Here is a 15,581-nt window from a genome sequence, read left to right as displayed (position 1 = left end):
TTACGCGCCCCCTCCCGGTGCAACTTCGCCGGTCGCAAGGGTGATTTTGTCGAATGCCGCATACAGCTCGTCATGCTCGACGCCGTAACCTTCCATGCGCAGATAGTTGTTCTCGAAGCGCTTGCGGTCGTCGTTCCATTCCGCTTTACGCTTACGTGTACCCTGCTGGGTGTAGATATGCAGGTTGTCCAGCGTGGTGACGATAAGGCGACCCTCCGGCATAAACGGCGGGGTGTACACGGTACGGCCAGCAATCTGGCGGCCAATAAGCTGCGCGGCAACTTTCTCAGTCGGGCGATCAATCTTATTCATCATTGTGGTGGCGTCGTTGCCGATAAGGTCAGCGGAAGCCAGCACGACCAGGCGTGGGTCATTGCGGAATGGCTCATAAATGCAGGTGTGCACAAGGTCCGTGACTGCCGCGTCCAGCCCAATAAAGTCAGCCCCTGACGCACCGATAGTGACGGCATCAGAAATAATCTGCTCAGATGAACGGTCTTTAACGATTTTGTGCCAGCCGATGTTGACGTCTTCGCCGTTCGGGTTAGCTTCCGGGTCGGTGTCTTCTGCAACACTCGTACCGTTGAACGCCACGCGTAACATGTCCAGCGCGAAAGATTCGTTGCTGAATGCCTGAATACGCTGGAAAAACTCCTCTTCGCTGCCCGCGTTCGCCCAGACAACCAGCAGGGAGTAAGGCAGATACGAACCAGAATCCGTTTCTACCAGCTTGTACTCGTTACCGGACACACCCAGGGCGCGAGAGAAACGACCGTCTTTTTTACGTCCGGTATAAATACCCGGTTTACCGGTGCTGACCACCTGGCCGGTGATCTGGTCCACATCCAGCACGTTAGGCAGCAGACGCAGGAACTCAGAACTTTGCAGCAGGGCATTGCGCAGCTGGGTTTCTTTCGGATTGGTCAGCGAGAAGTAGCGCGACGTGTCCACCTGGCCGTTAGCTTTCGCCAGGCCTGCGGCAAACTTACGCAGCATCTGCTCTGCTTTTGGGGTTAATTGCATAATCTTTTATTCCTGAAAAGAATGGCTGTTAAACAAACTCAAACGGTTCTTTGCTTCCGCCTGGCGCACTGCCAGGGCGGCGCGTATTGCCGTTTTCCATCGCTGACAACTTGGTCAGGACGGTAGTCAGCTGCGTGGTAAGGTTGTCCATCTGGTTGCCAGCTGGCTGGCGACGGGCGGAAAAGTCACGGCGACGGCTGGCGCGTGGGCGCTTCGCTGGCGTCACATTGAATGACTTCATGACTTTTGCCAGGTTGGCTTTGGCGGCGCTGAATTCTTCCGCTTTGACTTCGTCTTCCGGGTTTTCGATAACGTCCTGCGCCAGCTCGGCCACCTCGTCGGCAGCATCAGCGATCTGGGCGGCAACATCTGCCACCACATCAGCGGCCTGTTCCGGGGTATCAACCGTGTCAGCATCACCCGTTGCGGCGTCTTTACCGCTTTTAAGCAGATCCAGCATTTGCTGAATGAGCGCTTTTAATTCTTCCATTTTTTCTCCGTCGCCCTCGGTGGGCTTATCAGTGTTTGGCTCTGGCGTTGGCGTAAAATCTTTACTGGCCGAAAATAAACGCGACCAGAAAGAATCTTTTTTATCCGGTTTACTTGTCTGTAATTTTCCTAAGCTGAATGTTTCCAGACTCCCGCGCTCGGCGTCTTTTTCTTCACCGGCTAAAACAAATTTAAGTTTTTCCGTTCCCAGACTTGCCGGAATATCCGTCACAGCCAGCCCGAAAAGATATTCACGACCACTGCCTGCAAAATCAGTGACAAATTCGGCTGACGTAAATAACTTTTGCCCCATACGGTTGGCATCAATTAAAAATTGATTCGGGATTAACTGGGCATATAACTTCGTGACGTCACCTTCCGTTTCCACTTTCAGCGCGTCCACTTCACCCAGGTTGCAGGTAAATTCACGCTCGCCGATATCGTATTGCGGGTGGTGCGGCCAAATCATGGCGGTGTAGGTTTTGCGGGTGTAGGTTTCTGCCGCATCAATCAACCATTGCGGTTCAATGGTGCGACCGTCCACAGCCTGTCCAGATGTGGCAATACATAGCCAATCCGTGCGGTAATGAGATTGCGGCATAGCTGACCTTTAATAATGAATTTAAATAACAATAATTCGTTTGTGGTGGTTAGTATTGCGAATTGATTAAAACAGCGCGACCGCTTTATTTCTTATGTATTCGGTTATAACTGGATAGCCACTTTATACCGATATTTAATTATAAATTCTGCAAAATAATCCCGCCATAATAGCCGCATGGCTAAATATTCCGATGAATTAAAAGAAGCGGTCCGCACGCTTTATATAAAAAGCTGGACGCCGAAAGATATTGCGCAGGAACTGAATATTCCACCGCGTACAATTTACCACTGGGCTGACGTCGGGAAGTGGGCATCACTGCTGCCTGTTGAATCGGTGGAAAATGTCATCGCCCGCCGTATCGACCAGCTCTCCCGCCGCGAGAAAAAAACGGCGCTGGAACTGGAAGAACTGCGCGATCTGATTGCTCACCATGTGAAACTCATGGCGCAGCGCAACAAGCACGCCGAAAAGCTGGCAGAAATTCAGGCCCAGAAAGCGGCTTATGATGGTGAAGGGTACTGCCTCAGCAGCGCAGGCGGGGAACCAAGGGAAAGAAAGCGCCGGTATAAGAAAAACGACGTTTCCGGTATTACAGCGGAAATGCTCGACACCTGGGCGCGGGAACATCTCTTCGAGTACCAGCTGCACTGCCGCGAACATAAAGGCGAAGACTGGCGCTTCATTCTGAAAAGCCGCCAGGTGGGTATGACCTATTATTTCGCCTGGGAAGCATTTGAAGACGCCGTCATTACCGGTGATAACCAGGTCTTTTTCTCTGCAAGCCGATCCCAGTCGGAAATCTTCCGCGAATACATCGTCCAGATCGCCCAGAACCATTTCGGCGTGACGCTGACGGGTAAAAATATCCGCCTCAGTAACGGCGCAATACTGCGCTTTTTGTCCACGAACGCCAGCACCGCACAGGGCTTTAACGGCCACCTGTATGGCGATGAGGTTTTCTGGATCCCGAAATTCACGCGCCTGCATGAAGTTGCCAGTGCAATGGCAACGCATAACAAATACCGCACGACCTACTTTTCGACGCCCAGCGCGAAAACGCACCAGGCTTACCCGGTCTGGACTGGCGAAGCCTGGCGCGGTGACGACCCGAAACGCAAAGGTGTGGCGTTCCCGACAGAAAGCGAAATGCGCCAGGGCATTCTCTGCCCGGACCAGATCTGGCGCTACATCATCACGATGGAAGACGCTATCGAAGGTGGCCTCGGTGCGCTTGTCGATATTGAACGGCTTCGCAACAAATACAGCCCGACCGCGTTCGCCATGCTCTACATGTGCCAGTTTGTTGACAGTAAAGACGCGGTTTTCAAGTTCTCCGCGCTTGTTGGCTGTGAAGTGGACCGGGCCACATGGGGCGACTTTGATCTGACTGCTGCGCGGCCCTTCGGCAATCGCGAAGTATGGGCAGGTTTTGACCCGTCGCGCTCCGGCGACAACTCAACATTTGTGTTAATCGCGCCCCCTATAGAGGACGGCGAGCGCTTCCGCGTGCTGGCCGTCTGGCAATGGCAGGGTTTTAACTTCAGCTGGCAGGCCGACCAGATAAAGCAGCTTATGCGCCGCTTTAACATCACTTACATCGGGATCGATACAACCGGCATAGGTAAAGGCGTTTATGACCTGGTCAGCAAATTTGCGCCACGCGAAGCCACACCCATTCTTTACAGCGTCGAAAGCAAAAACCGCCTGGTGATGAAGATGATCGACGTTGTCGAGCGTAAGCGCATCGAATGGGCAAAAGACGCCGTAGACGAAACGAACAAGGAGCGCGTCGAAATTCCGGCCAGCTTTATGGCTATCCGGCGCACGACAACCAACAGCGGCAACGCGCTGACGTTTGTTGCCGAACGTTCAGACGCGACCGGCCATGCAGATGTTTTCTTCGCTATCTCGCACGCCGTAATTAACGAACCTATCGATCACGAATATGACCGCCCATCGGGCTGGTACTTTGGGAAAGCAGCATGACAAAGAAACAGCGTAAAAATAAAAAATTCAGGTCCATGACCGGCAGCAAGGTTGAAACCTTCACGCCAGGGCGCGGAAGCGTGATCACATTTGGCGAACCCGAACCCATCCTGACGACCGGCACGGATTATCACAATATCTGGTATGACAATGAATATGACCACTGGCGACTCCCGATTGATCGCCTGGCGCTGGCCCAGTTGCCGAACCTTAACGGCCAGCATGGTGGGGTGCTGTATGCGCGGCGCAATATGGTGGCCGGTGGCTATATTGGCGGCGGCCTGACACCTGACCAGGTCGAACAGGCTGTCTTTGATTACCTGCTGTTTGGTGACATCGCTATCCTGAAAATTCGTAACGTATTCGGGGAAGTGATCGACCTGCTGCCGCTGCCGTCGTTGTATCTGCGCTGCCGGAAAGACGGCTCGTTTGCCGTTCTGCAGGAAGGGCCAGCGCTTATCTATGACCCGGAAGACATCGTTTTCTTTAAAATGTACGACCCGCGCCAGCAGGTATATGGCCTGCCTGACTATATCGGCGGCATCCATTCGGTGTTACTCAACAGTGAGGCAACCATCTTCCGGCGCCGTTACTACAATAACGGGGCGCATATGGGCTTTATTCTCTATACCAGCGATCCGAATCTGACGCTGGAAATGGAAAACGAAATCAAAGAGAAGATCGCCCAGTCCAAAGGGCTGGGTAACTTCCGCAATATGTTTATCAACATCCCGAAGGGCGACCCGGAAGGGGTTAAAATCATGCCTGTGGGCGAAGTCAGCGCAAAGGATGAATTTGCCAACATCAAAGGGATCACCGCGCAGGATATCTTTACCGCTCACCGTTTCCCCGCAGGGCTGGCAGGTATCATCCCGACCAATGGCGCGGTAATGGGCAACCCTGAAACCGCCCGCACAACCTATCGCAAGGATGAAGTTATCCCGTTGCAGCGCAAGCTAATGAACGGCGTCAACAATGACCCGGAGATCCCCCCACATTTGCACCTGCATTTTGATGTAGATATCCCGGCAATCACCACCGAAAAGGGCGAAAAATGAGCGCAGTTAAGTTAAAATCATCCCCATTGTTAGCAATGGCGTGCGGGATGGTGAACATGCGAGTTTTTAAAATTAAATGTCCTGAATGCGGCTCACCGGCCATCATTCGTAAATCTGACTGGAAAGACAAAAAACTGGCTGATTTATACTGCGCCTGCACGGAAGTTGAATGCGGCCACACCTTTGTTTTTAACGCCCAGTTTTCACATACCCTAAGCCCCAGCGGACTGACCGGCAACAAGCTGGTTAAATTTCTAATTGATCGACTCAAGCCGGAAGAACGCCAGATAGCATTGGAATTACTTCAACAATAAATACTCCGCCTTTAAGGCGGAGTATTTATTTTAGGCTTGCTGTTTATATAAATAACTTTCTTGCGTTAAAAACAAGTCAATTTCTTCTAACATGATATCAATTGCTGCTTTCACTGCATCGATGTATAACTCAATATTTTCCTGAGTTGGTAAAATCGAGTTTTCTCCATGTGCAATACAGTTTCTCACTTGAACAAGACGATCTAGAGTAACAGTTACGTCACTAAATCTTTCAAAATCAAAAGCAAACATTTGACATAGTTCTTTCAATACACCACTATGCAAATTCGATTTAGTTTCAATTTTTGTCTTAAATTTAACGGTTTTTTTTAATAACTCATTAAATTTATCAGTGAACTCACATCGTTGTTCAAATGATTGCTTCCCACTTAAACTTCTATATGTGTCACCTAATCCAACTACAACTAATCTAGTAGGTATTTGTAATGGGGTTAGTTCTAATTTATTTAAATGCTTTAAAAGCATTTTTAATGAACTAACTACAAAACCCTCCCAGTTTGCATAAATCATCGGTACACACATCCGCCCCCATAAAACAGGGTCTACTTGATGGGGGTTGACTCTAAATTTAGCAAACTCCCCATCTCGCCAGGAGTTTGTTTCATAAATTTCAGCCACTAAACTATGCACTTTTGAAAATCTCTAAAGCTCGATCCATCCGATTACGAGTACGTGCAGTTGAGAATGTGAGCACGCTAATACTTTGATATTTTTCGTCAGTAAGCAATGTATTTATAGCTTCTGTAATTTTTTGCTCATTACCAATGACAGTATCGAATACTTTTGGCAAAGCGTATGATATAGAATCAAAAAGATGTAAGGCAAAAGGTCCATTAGGTCTAAATAACTCCTTGCCGCCATGAGATATTAAGAAATCAATTAACTCAACAAATGATTTTTTTTCACAATCTAAATCAAAAGCAATGTCACCTTTCGACACGGAGCGCATGAAGTCTGAAAGGAAATTAGGAACAGTAGTATTAAAATCACCATCAAAATGTTTAAAAGCAAAATAGCGAAGCACTAACTCCTCTAAAAACATTTCTTCTTTTTTAGCTGCTGAAGGGTTAATCAACTCAATGAAATTTGGCATAACTGCAATTTCACGCAATATTTTATTTAAATCAACAGGGTATGATCTAAAAATACAGTTTCTTATCTCTTGATCAGATAACGGGCTAGCCCCTGTATTCAGTCGATTAAATAGTTCATACCTAATATCTTCGTTACTATCCCAGCGAACAATCTCAACTCTACAAACTGCTCTTTTAATGGTTGTTTTTAATCTGATTGGAAGAGCATCAATAGTTATATTTTCTAACTCGGCAACCATTTCTCCTTTGCATAGTTTCAGGTTGTTTTTTTCTGGGAGATTAGTAAGAACACCAAAAAATGAAAAAATTGTTGATATACGCTGTAAGCCATCAACAACCTCCCATTTTCCCTTATCATCTTCTGCTACAAAAATCGGGGGGATCGGTATTCCCAATAAAACAGACTCAATAAATCTTGTTTGTTGAAAATTAGACCAACGAAATGCCCTTTGATATTCAGGAGTGATGAATAAATCTCCGTCTTCAAACATATTCATCAATTCACCAAAAGACATATCTAAACGATCGGCCTTTAATGAATTTCTTTTCTTAGTAATAACTTCTTCTATATCAACCATTATTGCTCCATCAAAATCTAGCTTACCTGAAAGATAATCGGTGGTAGGTAAAATACCATAGCATTATTACAGTTTCTATCTAGCAGAAACAATACCTTTTGAGGCATATTGAACATAGCATTCCTTTCAAGTGGCTAAATTGACTACCGGGCTCTTTGCCGCCCGCACCCGCAGAATCACGCCAACCGACGCAACCAGTTGCGACGGCCAGCGCGATTGCATTCATTCTTTTGGGAGACGACCTTCCACACCCGCCAGCATTTTTTGATACTCCCCGACCGGATCAAAGCGCAGGCGCGTGGCATCAATGCCGTGGTTATCCCGCAGGCGTTCCCATAATTTATTTATCGTCCGTGCATCATCGGGTAATTGACGTGTTATCAACTGGCCGTCAGCGCTGGCCTGATAAACTTTGCCGTCTATCTCCAGACGGCTCCCCATTAACAGCGAAACGGCCTGAATCTCTGAAATCTCAACCGAATACAACGTCGCATCAGCCAGCAGGCTGGCAATCGCAGGGGCAAGAGCCGCCCGTCTGGCTTTTTCAGCCTCCGATCTGGCCTCGGTTTTTTCCACGGCAGAACGCCAGGCGACATCTAATTCGCTGCTTGGCTCATAAGGTGATCCGCTTTGCTGCCTTTTGAATGGTGTTTCACGTAGTCGCCGCATCAATTTGCGCCGCGTTGGCTGGTCCATATTTTCAAAATCGACGATTTCCTCTTCTGATTCTTCTGTAATACCCTCCACACCAAGCGAAAAATCGGTGATTTTTTCGTCTTCCGTAGAGTTATTGACAGAACTCCAAGCGCCGCCGGTTGGCGACGGCAAAAGGTCAACCCCCAAACCGGGGCCGTTTCTGGCCCCGGTGGCGGCTTTGGATTTGGCGCGGATTTTCCATTTAACCAGACGGGTGCTAATACGGGAGGCATCACCCAGACGCGGCGACCAGACCCCGAAAACCTTTTCGGGGATCTCACAATAAGCATTCATTTCATCAGCTGGCTGATAGGCCAGACGGACGACATAGTTTTCACGCGGGATCAAAACACCCCCCTGGCGGATGATGTAGGTAGCAAAGCACCCGACATCGGCAGCGGCGCAAACCGCATCCATTGCAGGATCCACAAGCAACGGCGCACCGCGCTTGAAGGTATTGTCAATTTTCTGGCGGGTCGTGATCTGATTGCTCAGTTTGCGCAGCTCGCGGTAAACCGATATGGGCGGCTGTCCGATGGGCTGAAACTGGCGGATGCGGTGAAGTGACGCCCAGGCCATTGCATATTTGGCTGTTTCATTCAGCGGCTTGCCGCTTTCGTCGTCCAGTTCACCGGCCAGCGCGTGGCCGTCGATATTCTTCGAAATGTATTTCGCGATATACGCCGTTGCTGACCCTTTCCGTGGGTCCATTTTTTTTGACTTGAAACGAGCACCGGTATTGCGGCCCAGCTCGTCGCGGTCTTCCGCAATGAAGTAGGCGCGAAGGATCGCAACCGTAGCTTTAACTTGCTCTTGTGGCATAAATAGCAATGCGTGCCAGTGTGGTGTCCCATCATGATGCGGCTCAGCGACGCGGAAGCCGTAAGGGCGCAAATCTTCGCGTTTCAGTTTGGCGGTTGCCCGGTTCCATACTCGGCATAAATAGCGCTGCGCCTGGGCGACGGTGGAATGATTCCATTTGGCGTTATGGTGGCCGGACGCAATATTACTGTGATATTTCGACGGGCAAGTGATGGTCAGGAAGATGCCAACATCGCCGCGACTTTGGGCGACAAGCTCAACCCCAGCCATTCGGGCCATAAGCTCATGGCGACGAATAGCCGGGTTAGACGTGGATTTATTAATCATTTCCTCAAGCGACGAAACGTTGCCGTATTCGTCTACCAGTTCATGACTTTTGAAAAAATCCCGGTTTTTACGGCGCTGTTCCTGCCACTCGATCAGGCTGGAAACGCTAACGTAGGCGTGCGCTTTTTTATTTACCGCGCCAACAGCACGCAGCTGGTTCTCGCGCCAGTCACAACGCAAGCGCCAGATTTTACGCCCCCACCAGTCAGGCGAAGCCATACGCAAAATGGCCGTGCATATGCGCTCGCGTTCCCACGGCGCATACCATGCAGGCGGTACAATGCGAAGCGCCAGCATTTCGCGGCCCAGGTGGTAATAAAGCCAGTCCAATTCTTCGACGTTCATGTCTGAAACATTCCGTCCCAGGGCTTCGCATTCCGTCCCCAGCATTTCAGCCATGCGGCTGGCGATCTCATTAGCGGCGCTCAGTGCTTCCCGCTTTGTGAAATCAGCCAGACGTTGCCAGCGCCCGAACCAGTACGCAGCCAGTTCGCCGGTGATATCAGGCGAAACACCTTGCCTTGTGCGTACAACATCAAGACGCAGCAATGATTTTTTCACGGTCCCCATAAGAAAATCATTGGTGTGTCTGGTTTCACGGTTGACCCGTAACCACTCAATTTTTTTACGCCAGACTTCACGAATGAAGAACGGCTCTGATAATAAACGCGCTTCGACACCCTCCGGCGTATTGACCCAGGCTGCCGTCGTAGCTTTAGCGGCTTCCATTTCCTGCCGGATTATATTTTGATGGGCGGCCAGTAGCAGGCCGCACGGTTCGTGCCTGTCCAGCGCCTGGATAAGCGCGTTACGGTCCCGAACCTCGTCGGGGTTGTAACCGGCGCGTTTGAAGATGTGATCGATGTGTTTTTTTACGGCTGGATGATGTACCACCGCCCCTGCAAGCGGGGCGATTTTTTTCGGTTCGTAGGTGTACAGGCCAATAGCTGGGCGCGGCGCGTTCCAGGGCCATGCAAAAGCGGTGTCAGACATTGGATGCCCCGCTATCACCCTCCCGCTGGGAATGCTTTTCGATTAGCGGGTCGAGTAACACATTGAAAGAAATCAACAGCGTGTTTGCGGCTTCACTTCCGGCGAGAACACCCGCCAACGTTGCGTGTGCAAGGGCCAGTGTTTTGGCTTCGTTAAGCGCAGCCAGTGCGCCGCGCTGGTATTCCGAAAGACCGTTATTAATTTTGCTAGCCATCAGAAGAGCACCTCGTCAGCCGCTCCACCCCACACGGAATAACCAGCACAAGGGCCGCAGTCAGGACAGCACCCACCACCGGCACGGCGACAAGTCGCGCAGACTTTGAGGACGCCGATCACTTCACTGGCGGCCCCTCTGGTAATGGCGTTCGCGCTGACAGAACGGTTAACGATAATTTCCTGGAAGTTGAAAGAGCGATAAATCTCGCGGGTGGCTGGGGTGTCGCTATTAGACAGGATCACCGGCGAACCAGTAAGGCGGTTAATATCCAGCTGAGCGGCAGCTAACTGGCGATGCTCTTTAATCCCAAACGGGGCGGTGTGGTATTGGGTGAAATTAGCGGTTTCGCTTGTTGGCAGATATGGCGGATCGCAATAGATAACCGCGTCACTACCAATCATGATTTTTAACGTGCTCTGGAAATCGCAGCACACGAAAATAGCTTTCGTGTCGTTAGCTTTTTCAGAGAATAAACGGATTTGTTCTTCCGGGAAGTAAGGCGGGGTTTTGTGACGCCCAAAGGGAACGTTATATCCACCCTGTTGGTTGTAGCGTACTACGCCGTTATATCCGTGACGGTTCAGGTAAAGAAATTGTGCTGCACGAAGAATCTTGCCCGCGTCCGGCCCATCTTCAAACACACTGCGCAATGACAGTAGGTCACGGGCGCGGGCGTTGAAATCATCGCGGATCCACTTATAGCCGTCTTTATCGCCGTACACTTTAAACAGTGGGCGAGCAGCGTCGATCACCGCATCAGGCCAGCGGGTTATCTGGCGATACAGGTTAATTAAATCTGGGTTGATATCACCCAGGATATAACGGCGATATTCAGTATTGAGGAAAACAGAAGCACCGCCGACAAACGGTTCCACCAGGCAATCGGCTTTCGGCAGAATCGGCAGCAAATCAGGCATAACGCGGCCTTTACCACCGGGCCATTTAACGAGAGATCGAATCATTTTTACTTTCTCCAGGGTGCAAGAAGCCCGACGCGTTAGCGCCTGTTTCTTTTTTGTGGGTAGTTAGTTGTTAATTTACTGCGTTATCTGCCGCGGGTGGTTTGTCTCGTATCGCCTGAATTTCGGCGCGTGGTGCGGCGTAGTCCTCAAATTCCCACGGCATTGATGCTGCAAATTCGGAAAGGCGTTTAATGCCCATCAAAAGGCACGTTTGCTCCTTTTCGGTTAGATTTTCGTAAGTACAACCCAGCTGTTTGGCGGTCAGCTTCGGCATTCCGACTATGTATCTGGACGCATCGTTTGCCAGGATGAAAATCACCTTTTTGCAGGCATGATCCAGGCGGTTAAAACGGGTTGCAGTGTCATTCACGCGTGAGGCGTTCAAACTTGCTTGCAGCCGCGCCCGTTGCTCTAAGAACTGGCGGCGACCTGGCTGTTGTTCTGTCTTATCCATCAACATAACCACCTCCCCGAACTACGCAAAGATGCCCATTAAGCGGGAAAACCAGCGGCGCTTATTACGCGGGCGCGACATGAACGGTACACGGCAGTTTTTAACAAATTGAACATCTACCGCTTTCGGCTGGAAGAACCTCCCGTCCGGGGTTTCAATCCAGCCACGTTGATGCTGACGGTGGGTGATCTGCTGGCCGTGCGTGAGCAGACTGGCGAGTGAAGGGCATTGTGTTAATTCCATGTTGATCTCCGTCATATTGAAAAGATGCCGGGATACGACCCCACGCCCGGCGCGTGTTTCCTGTGATAACATCGCTATGCCTGTGTAACTTTGAGCGGTGAATCAGGCATAACAATCACCAACACAGAAGGAGTTGTAATGAAATTCAATGTATTTTTTAAAAAAGACCACGGATCACACTGGGTGCTTTCCGATGGTGCCCCCCTCTTTGAAAGTCCACTATTTGAAACAAGACCTAAAGCCATTGATGACCTTGAGAAATTTGTAGGCCTTATGGAATCGCCAATCTTTATTAAGGCTGGTGACGATATTAATTCTGGCGATACAGAAAACTGTCCATCTGTAGTTATTTCTTTAAAACAGCATGAATCGCTATGGGGCTGGGAATTATTTATCTCAAAAAATGGACAACTGTCTAAAGTTACCGAAAGTTCAGGAAATGGCTTTGACTCATTAGAATTAGCAAAGCAAAATGCCCAGTTTTTCCTTAATGCCATTATCGACGCTCCTATTCTGGATCAAGCCGATGTCGCTATCCCCGGCATGCACTTCTCAAAATCTTTCGAGGAAACGCACCACATTGGTGACACTCACCCATCTAGTAAATGGTTCAAATAATCCATCACTGTGGCGTTATCGTTTTTCTTGTGCGAGGTGGTACATCTCGCACTGTTTCTTCATCAACAATCAACTCATAAACTCTGATGCTGTTATCACCTTTTGATACGTCATCAAATACCTGAAAAAGAAAACTCATGAATTGCTCATAAGTGACGCTGGGTTCAACATACCCACCAGTAACCTCAATTAATGGTGTTAGTCCTGAATTATCTGCTAACGAAACGCAGTCCAACTTATCCAAACGGAAAAAGTAATTACCGCAAGGTGTTCTTTTATCCTTAATCCGTATAAACACATTTGATAACGCTGTATGACTATCTGAGAGTTTAAAGATTTTTGCCGTGTCCATTTTATTCAACCCTGTAAGTTGCTTATGATGGATTGCCCAGACCCAACCACATTAACCACCCTTCCCTAATTTCCTTCGGGCGGCTCTCATACGCCATTTTCATGCCGTTGTTCCAGGCTGGAAGATAGACCCAGTACTCACCTGCCCGCCCGGAAGTTGATTGCGGATCGGTCATTTCAACTACAGGTAGCTTTCCTTTTTCAATCATCCCCTTCACCGCTGCCGGTGTTTTACCAATGAGTTTTGCGAACTCCTGATATGGGACGGCATCTGTGCTTAACGCGATCTGTTTAACCATTTAAGGCCCTCACAAGTTTAAGAATCGTCACCAATGGCTTATAGTTGCTTTTGATGTTCATTTCTAAACATCAAACAGTCTACATCTAAATCAAATAGTATTGAGATCTAAACACCATGTCAAACGCCTTAAACGAGAAAATTGTACTCATCAGAAAGTCTGAGTATCTCAGCAGACAGCAACTTGCTGATTTAACAGGCATTCCCTATGGCACTTTAAGTTATTACGAAAGTGGTCGTTCTACACCGCCCACGGACGTAATGATGAGGATTTTGCAAATGCCCCAGTTCAGCAAATACACGTTGTGGTTTATGACCGATCAGGTTGCTCCCGAAGCCGGTCAGATAGCACCGGCCCTCGCACACTTTGGGCAAGATGTAACAACATCGCAGCACTCAGACCAAAAGATTGGTTAACCATTCACCAGGCGCATCTTTATAACAAAATTTGTTTACTTGTTGCCAAATACAACAAGCACAACAATTTTGTGAAATCTAAGCGCAAGGGAAAATTAACAGCAGCAAAGAAAACTCAACCTAGCACCATTCATTTGGGGGTCTTATGACAATTAAGAAACTCGATGATGGTCGTTATGAAGTGGATATCAGACCTGCAGGGCGCAACGGAAAGCGCATCCGCAGGAAATTTGACAAGAAAAGTGAGGCTGTAGCTTTTGAGAAACACACTCAATACAACCATCACGATAAAGAATGGCTAGCTAAACCGACAGATAAGCGGCATCTGTCTGAATTAACAAAAGTCTGGTGGGATCTGAAAGGCAAGCATGAAGAACACGGAAAATCCAATTTGGGTAAGATTGAAATCTTTACCCGGATCACTGATGACCCTTGCGCGTTCCAGATAACCAAAGCGCTTATTAGCCAGTACAGCATGACTCGCAGAGGGCAAGGCATAAAACCGGCCAGTATTAACCGCGACCTTACCTGCCTGAGTGGTATGTTTACTGCGCTAATTGATGCGGAACTGTTTTTTGGCGAACACCCTTTCAGAGGGATGAAAAAGCTCAAGGAGCAGAAACCAGAAACAGGCTATCTGACGCAGGAAGAAATAACATTGTTACTTGCCAATCTTGACGGGGACAACAAGAAAATCGCGATCCTCTGTTTAAGTACCGGCGCTCGATGGGGTGAAGCCGCGAAACTGAAAGCTGAGAACGTAATACAGAATCGGGTGACGTTCGTTAAAACAAAGACGAACAAACCGCGCACAGTCCCTATCTCTGAGGAAGTTGCTGTAATGATTGCGGGTAAAGGTTATCTGTTCCCTGATGCCTCATATCCGAAGTTCAGGCGAACAATGAAAGATGTAAAACCAGATCTACCGGACGGGCAAGCAACTCACGCATTGCGTCACAGTTTTGCTACCCACTTTATGATTAACGGCGGGAGTATCATCACCCTGCAGAGAATACTGGGACATTCACGCATAGAGCAGACAATGGTCTATGCGCACTTTGCCCCGGAGTATCTTCAGGATGCTGTTTCACTCAATCCGCTACGTGGTGGCGTTGACTCCATGAGTGTCCACACTGTGTCCACAGTAGGGTAGTTTATTATGGCTTTCAGTGGTCTTGCGTGCCGCGCAAACCCGCATTGCACCGCTGAAAGCCCATGTTACCTACCCTGAAAAACGCCCTTACACGGGCTTATTTTTTATGCGTAATTCAATGAAACAGAAGGAAGGATTCATACCGGGTTACCTCCTTCCATTGACCATATCGATAGAATTCCCCTTCATAGCACGATGCCTTTCACTTAACGGCATCGTGCTCGCACAGGGTCCGGCTACGCACAGCCAGAACGCGCATGTTTGACGCTTACAAAAAATGAAGCTAAAGCATAGGAATATTTATGCCATCATTTTCTGATAGCCGCATAAAATAAAAATTCTGCTGTAGTTTCATCTATCTGCTTGTCATTATTACTCACATTCAATAATGGTGTTGAAGAATACCTTATCAGAGATAAAAATGGATGTGTCCATGGTAGTCTTGAATCTATTCTCACTCTCCACATTTGAATGTCAGACGCGCGACGCCATGTAATCCTGCCCCTTCAGTCTTCAGGTTAACTATCTGCATTTTTTTGCCCTGAGTAACACAGAAATTAGCTGCATCATTTTTCACTATATTTTCTGCACCAGATATTCTGCCCCTGGCTAAAGATGCTTCGGCTTCAGTGTAGTATTGGTTATCGAGTTTACGCTGGATATTACTTTTATAGGCAAGACCGAATTTACCGATACTTGTCTCATCATTATGCACAGCACAACCAGACATAAGAAAAACACTAATTAATGATATAGCAGCTGTCTTTTTCATCTCACCTTCCCCCATTAAACACCAACGACACTCTCTAGTGTTGAAATATAATAATGACATCATTGTCATTATTGAATAGGATTATAATAAA

At 48.5% G+C, this 15,581-nt stretch carries 18 protein-coding genes; 6 read left to right on the top strand and 12 right to left on the bottom strand.

Going from position 1 to position 15,581, the window contains the following annotated elements; genetic code table 11:
• Both ATB02_RS13860 and ATB02_RS13855 read right to left on the bottom strand, forming a co-directional pair.
• Positions 1 to 1,023: a phage major capsid protein, P2 family gene (locus ATB02_RS13860; protein WP_001177621.1), complete on the bottom strand. Its 1,023-nt coding sequence runs from the start codon at positions 1,021 to 1,023 to the stop codon at positions 1 to 3.
• 28 nt (positions 1,024 to 1,051) lie between these two features.
• Positions 1,052 to 2,113 (bottom strand): GPO family capsid scaffolding protein, encoded by a 1,062-nt coding sequence (locus ATB02_RS13855; protein WP_053897726.1) that lies wholly within the window; start codon positions 2,111 to 2,113, stop codon positions 1,052 to 1,054.
• Positions 2,114 to 2,290: 177 nt separating this feature from the next.
• On the opposite strand from ATB02_RS13855, the gene ATB02_RS13850 reads away from it, so the two are divergent.
• From ATB02_RS13850 to ATB02_RS13840, 3 genes are read left to right on the top strand one after another with little or no spacing between them, the layout of a single operon-like run.
• Positions 2,291 to 4,102 (top strand): terminase large subunit domain-containing protein, encoded by a 1,812-nt coding sequence (locus ATB02_RS13850; protein WP_053897725.1) that lies wholly within the window; start codon positions 2,291 to 2,293, stop codon positions 4,100 to 4,102.
• The gene (locus tag ATB02_RS13845; protein ID WP_105271755.1) at positions 4,099 to 5,160 is read left to right on the top strand and encodes a phage portal protein; all 1,062 of its coding nucleotides are present in this window, start codon (positions 4,099 to 4,101) and stop codon (positions 5,158 to 5,160) included. The genes ATB02_RS13850 and ATB02_RS13845 overlap by 4 nt, the downstream gene beginning before the upstream one ends.
• Before the next feature lie 47 nt (positions 5,161 to 5,207).
• A complete protein-coding gene (locus tag ATB02_RS13840; RefSeq protein ID WP_052765805.1) occupies positions 5,208 to 5,474 on the top strand; it encodes an ogr/Delta-like zinc finger family protein in 267 nt (88 codons plus the stop codon).
• A 30-nt stretch (positions 5,475 to 5,504) separates the two neighbouring features.
• Here ATB02_RS13840 and ATB02_RS13835 read toward each other — a convergent pair whose 3' ends face one another.
• The 7 genes from ATB02_RS13835 to ATB02_RS13805 form a co-directional block, all read right to left on the bottom strand.
• Positions 5,505 to 6,113 (bottom strand): MAE_28990/MAE_18760 family HEPN-like nuclease, encoded by a 609-nt coding sequence (locus tag ATB02_RS13835; RefSeq protein WP_143210312.1) that lies wholly within the window; start codon positions 6,111 to 6,113, stop codon positions 5,505 to 5,507.
• Positions 6,114 to 6,117: 4 nt separating this feature from the next.
• On the bottom strand, positions 6,118 to 7,167 hold the full coding sequence (locus ATB02_RS13830; RefSeq protein WP_053897722.1) for a DUF262 domain-containing protein: 1,050 nt from the start codon (positions 7,165 to 7,167) through the stop codon (positions 6,118 to 6,120).
• Between the two features lie 222 nt (positions 7,168 to 7,389).
• Positions 7,390 to 10,005 (bottom strand): replication endonuclease, encoded by a 2,616-nt coding sequence (locus ATB02_RS13825; RefSeq protein ID WP_053897721.1) that lies wholly within the window; start codon positions 10,003 to 10,005, stop codon positions 7,390 to 7,392.
• The gene (locus ATB02_RS13820; RefSeq protein WP_053897720.1) at positions 9,998 to 10,219 is read right to left on the bottom strand and encodes a hypothetical protein; all 222 of its coding nucleotides are present in this window, start codon (positions 10,217 to 10,219) and stop codon (positions 9,998 to 10,000) included. The genes ATB02_RS13825 and ATB02_RS13820 overlap by 8 nt, the downstream gene beginning before the upstream one ends.
• Positions 10,219 to 11,184, bottom strand: coding sequence for a DNA adenine methylase (locus ATB02_RS13815; RefSeq protein WP_053897719.1), 966 nt, complete (start codon positions 11,182 to 11,184; stop codon positions 10,219 to 10,221). Before ATB02_RS13815 ends, ATB02_RS13820 begins: the two co-directional genes overlap by 1 nt.
• Before the next feature lie 70 nt (positions 11,185 to 11,254).
• Positions 11,255 to 11,638: a hypothetical protein gene (locus tag ATB02_RS13810; RefSeq protein WP_172934472.1), complete on the bottom strand. Its 384-nt coding sequence runs from the start codon at positions 11,636 to 11,638 to the stop codon at positions 11,255 to 11,257.
• A gap of 21 nt (positions 11,639 to 11,659) precedes the next feature.
• The gene (locus ATB02_RS13805; RefSeq protein ID WP_024243415.1) at positions 11,660 to 11,881 is read right to left on the bottom strand and encodes a phage filamentation protein Fil family protein; all 222 of its coding nucleotides are present in this window, start codon (positions 11,879 to 11,881) and stop codon (positions 11,660 to 11,662) included.
• A 138-nt stretch (positions 11,882 to 12,019) separates the two neighbouring features.
• Between ATB02_RS13805 and ATB02_RS13800 the strand changes: the two genes are divergently transcribed.
• The gene (locus tag ATB02_RS13800; RefSeq protein WP_053897717.1) at positions 12,020 to 12,499 is read left to right on the top strand and encodes a hypothetical protein; all 480 of its coding nucleotides are present in this window, start codon (positions 12,020 to 12,022) and stop codon (positions 12,497 to 12,499) included.
• A 4-nt stretch (positions 12,500 to 12,503) separates the two neighbouring features.
• On the opposite strand, the gene ATB02_RS13795 is transcribed toward ATB02_RS13800, so the two are convergent.
• Positions 12,504 to 12,851: a hypothetical protein gene (locus tag ATB02_RS13795; RefSeq protein ID WP_000379071.1), complete on the bottom strand. Its 348-nt coding sequence runs from the start codon at positions 12,849 to 12,851 to the stop codon at positions 12,504 to 12,506.
• Positions 12,852 to 12,873: 22 nt separating this feature from the next.
• A complete protein-coding gene (locus ATB02_RS13790) occupies positions 12,874 to 13,149 on the bottom strand; it encodes a regulatory phage cox family protein (protein ID WP_000240614.1) in 276 nt (91 codons plus the stop codon).
• 116 nt (positions 13,150 to 13,265) lie between these two features.
• Between ATB02_RS13790 and ATB02_RS13785 the strand changes: the two genes are divergently transcribed.
• Together ATB02_RS13785 and ATB02_RS13780 are read left to right on the top strand one after the other, a co-directional pair.
• Positions 13,266 to 13,565: a helix-turn-helix domain-containing protein gene (locus ATB02_RS13785; RefSeq protein WP_000063559.1), complete on the top strand. Its 300-nt coding sequence runs from the start codon at positions 13,266 to 13,268 to the stop codon at positions 13,563 to 13,565.
• Positions 13,566 to 13,710: 145 nt separating this feature from the next.
• Positions 13,711 to 14,718 carry a phage integrase gene (locus ATB02_RS13780; protein ID WP_024243417.1) on the top strand — a complete coding sequence of 336 codons (1,008 nt, stop codon included), beginning with the start codon at positions 13,711 to 13,713 and terminating at the stop codon, positions 14,716 to 14,718.
• 454 nt (positions 14,719 to 15,172) lie between these two features.
• Here the strand turns inward: ATB02_RS13780 and ATB02_RS13770 are convergent, their stop codons facing one another.
• Positions 15,173 to 15,490 (bottom strand): hypothetical protein, encoded by a 318-nt coding sequence (locus ATB02_RS13770; protein WP_001353116.1) that lies wholly within the window; start codon positions 15,488 to 15,490, stop codon positions 15,173 to 15,175.
• Positions 15,491 to 15,581 lie beyond the last annotated feature (91 nt).

The organism is Escherichia sp. MOD1-EC5189 (genome assembly GCF_002966045.1).
GTDB classification, from domain to species: domain Bacteria; phylum Pseudomonadota; class Gammaproteobacteria; order Enterobacterales; family Enterobacteriaceae; genus Escherichia; species Escherichia coli_F.
The sequence above is the reverse complement of the archived record's forward strand: the minus strand, read 5'-3'. Positions and strand labels throughout refer to the sequence as shown.

Excerpts from the sequence above, each read along its gene's own strand:
- ATB02_RS13860 (WP_001177621.1), bottom strand. The coding sequence starts at position 1,023 with ATGCAATTAACCCCAAAAGCAGAGCAGATGCTGCGTAAGTTTGCCGCA.
- ATB02_RS13855 (WP_053897726.1), bottom strand. The coding sequence starts at position 2,113 with ATGCCGCAATCTCATTACCGCACGGATTGGCTATGTATTGCCACATCT.
- ATB02_RS13850 (WP_053897725.1), top strand. The coding sequence starts at position 2,291 with ATGGCTAAATATTCCGATGAATTAAAAGAAGCGGTCCGCACGCTTTAT.
- ATB02_RS13845 (WP_105271755.1), top strand. The coding sequence starts at position 4,099 with ATGACAAAGAAACAGCGTAAAAATAAAAAATTCAGGTCCATGACCGGC.
- ATB02_RS13840 (WP_052765805.1), top strand. The coding sequence starts at position 5,208 with ATGGTGAACATGCGAGTTTTTAAAATTAAATGTCCTGAATGCGGCTCA.
- ATB02_RS13830 (WP_053897722.1), bottom strand. The coding sequence starts at position 7,167 with ATGGTTGATATAGAAGAAGTTATTACTAAGAAAAGAAATTCATTAAAG.
- ATB02_RS13825 (WP_053897721.1), bottom strand. The coding sequence starts at position 10,005 with ATGTCTGACACCGCTTTTGCATGGCCCTGGAACGCGCCGCGCCCAGCT.
- ATB02_RS13820 (WP_053897720.1), bottom strand. The coding sequence starts at position 10,219 with ATGGCTAGCAAAATTAATAACGGTCTTTCGGAATACCAGCGCGGCGCA.
- ATB02_RS13815 (WP_053897719.1), bottom strand. The coding sequence starts at position 11,184 with ATGATTCGATCTCTCGTTAAATGGCCCGGTGGTAAAGGCCGCGTTATG.
- ATB02_RS13810 (WP_172934472.1), bottom strand. The coding sequence starts at position 11,638 with ATGGATAAGACAGAACAACAGCCAGGTCGCCGCCAGTTCTTAGAGCAA.
- ATB02_RS13805 (WP_024243415.1), bottom strand. The coding sequence starts at position 11,881 with ATGGAATTAACACAATGCCCTTCACTCGCCAGTCTGCTCACGCACGGC.
- ATB02_RS13800 (WP_053897717.1), top strand. The coding sequence starts at position 12,020 with ATGAAATTCAATGTATTTTTTAAAAAAGACCACGGATCACACTGGGTG.
- ATB02_RS13795 (WP_000379071.1), bottom strand. The coding sequence starts at position 12,851 with ATGGACACGGCAAAAATCTTTAAACTCTCAGATAGTCATACAGCGTTA.
- ATB02_RS13790 (WP_000240614.1), bottom strand. The coding sequence starts at position 13,149 with ATGGTTAAACAGATCGCGTTAAGCACAGATGCCGTCCCATATCAGGAG.
- ATB02_RS13785 (WP_000063559.1), top strand. The coding sequence starts at position 13,266 with ATGTCAAACGCCTTAAACGAGAAAATTGTACTCATCAGAAAGTCTGAG.
- ATB02_RS13780 (WP_024243417.1), top strand. The coding sequence starts at position 13,711 with ATGACAATTAAGAAACTCGATGATGGTCGTTATGAAGTGGATATCAGA.
- ATB02_RS13770 (WP_001353116.1), bottom strand. The coding sequence starts at position 15,490 with ATGAAAAAGACAGCTGCTATATCATTAATTAGTGTTTTTCTTATGTCT.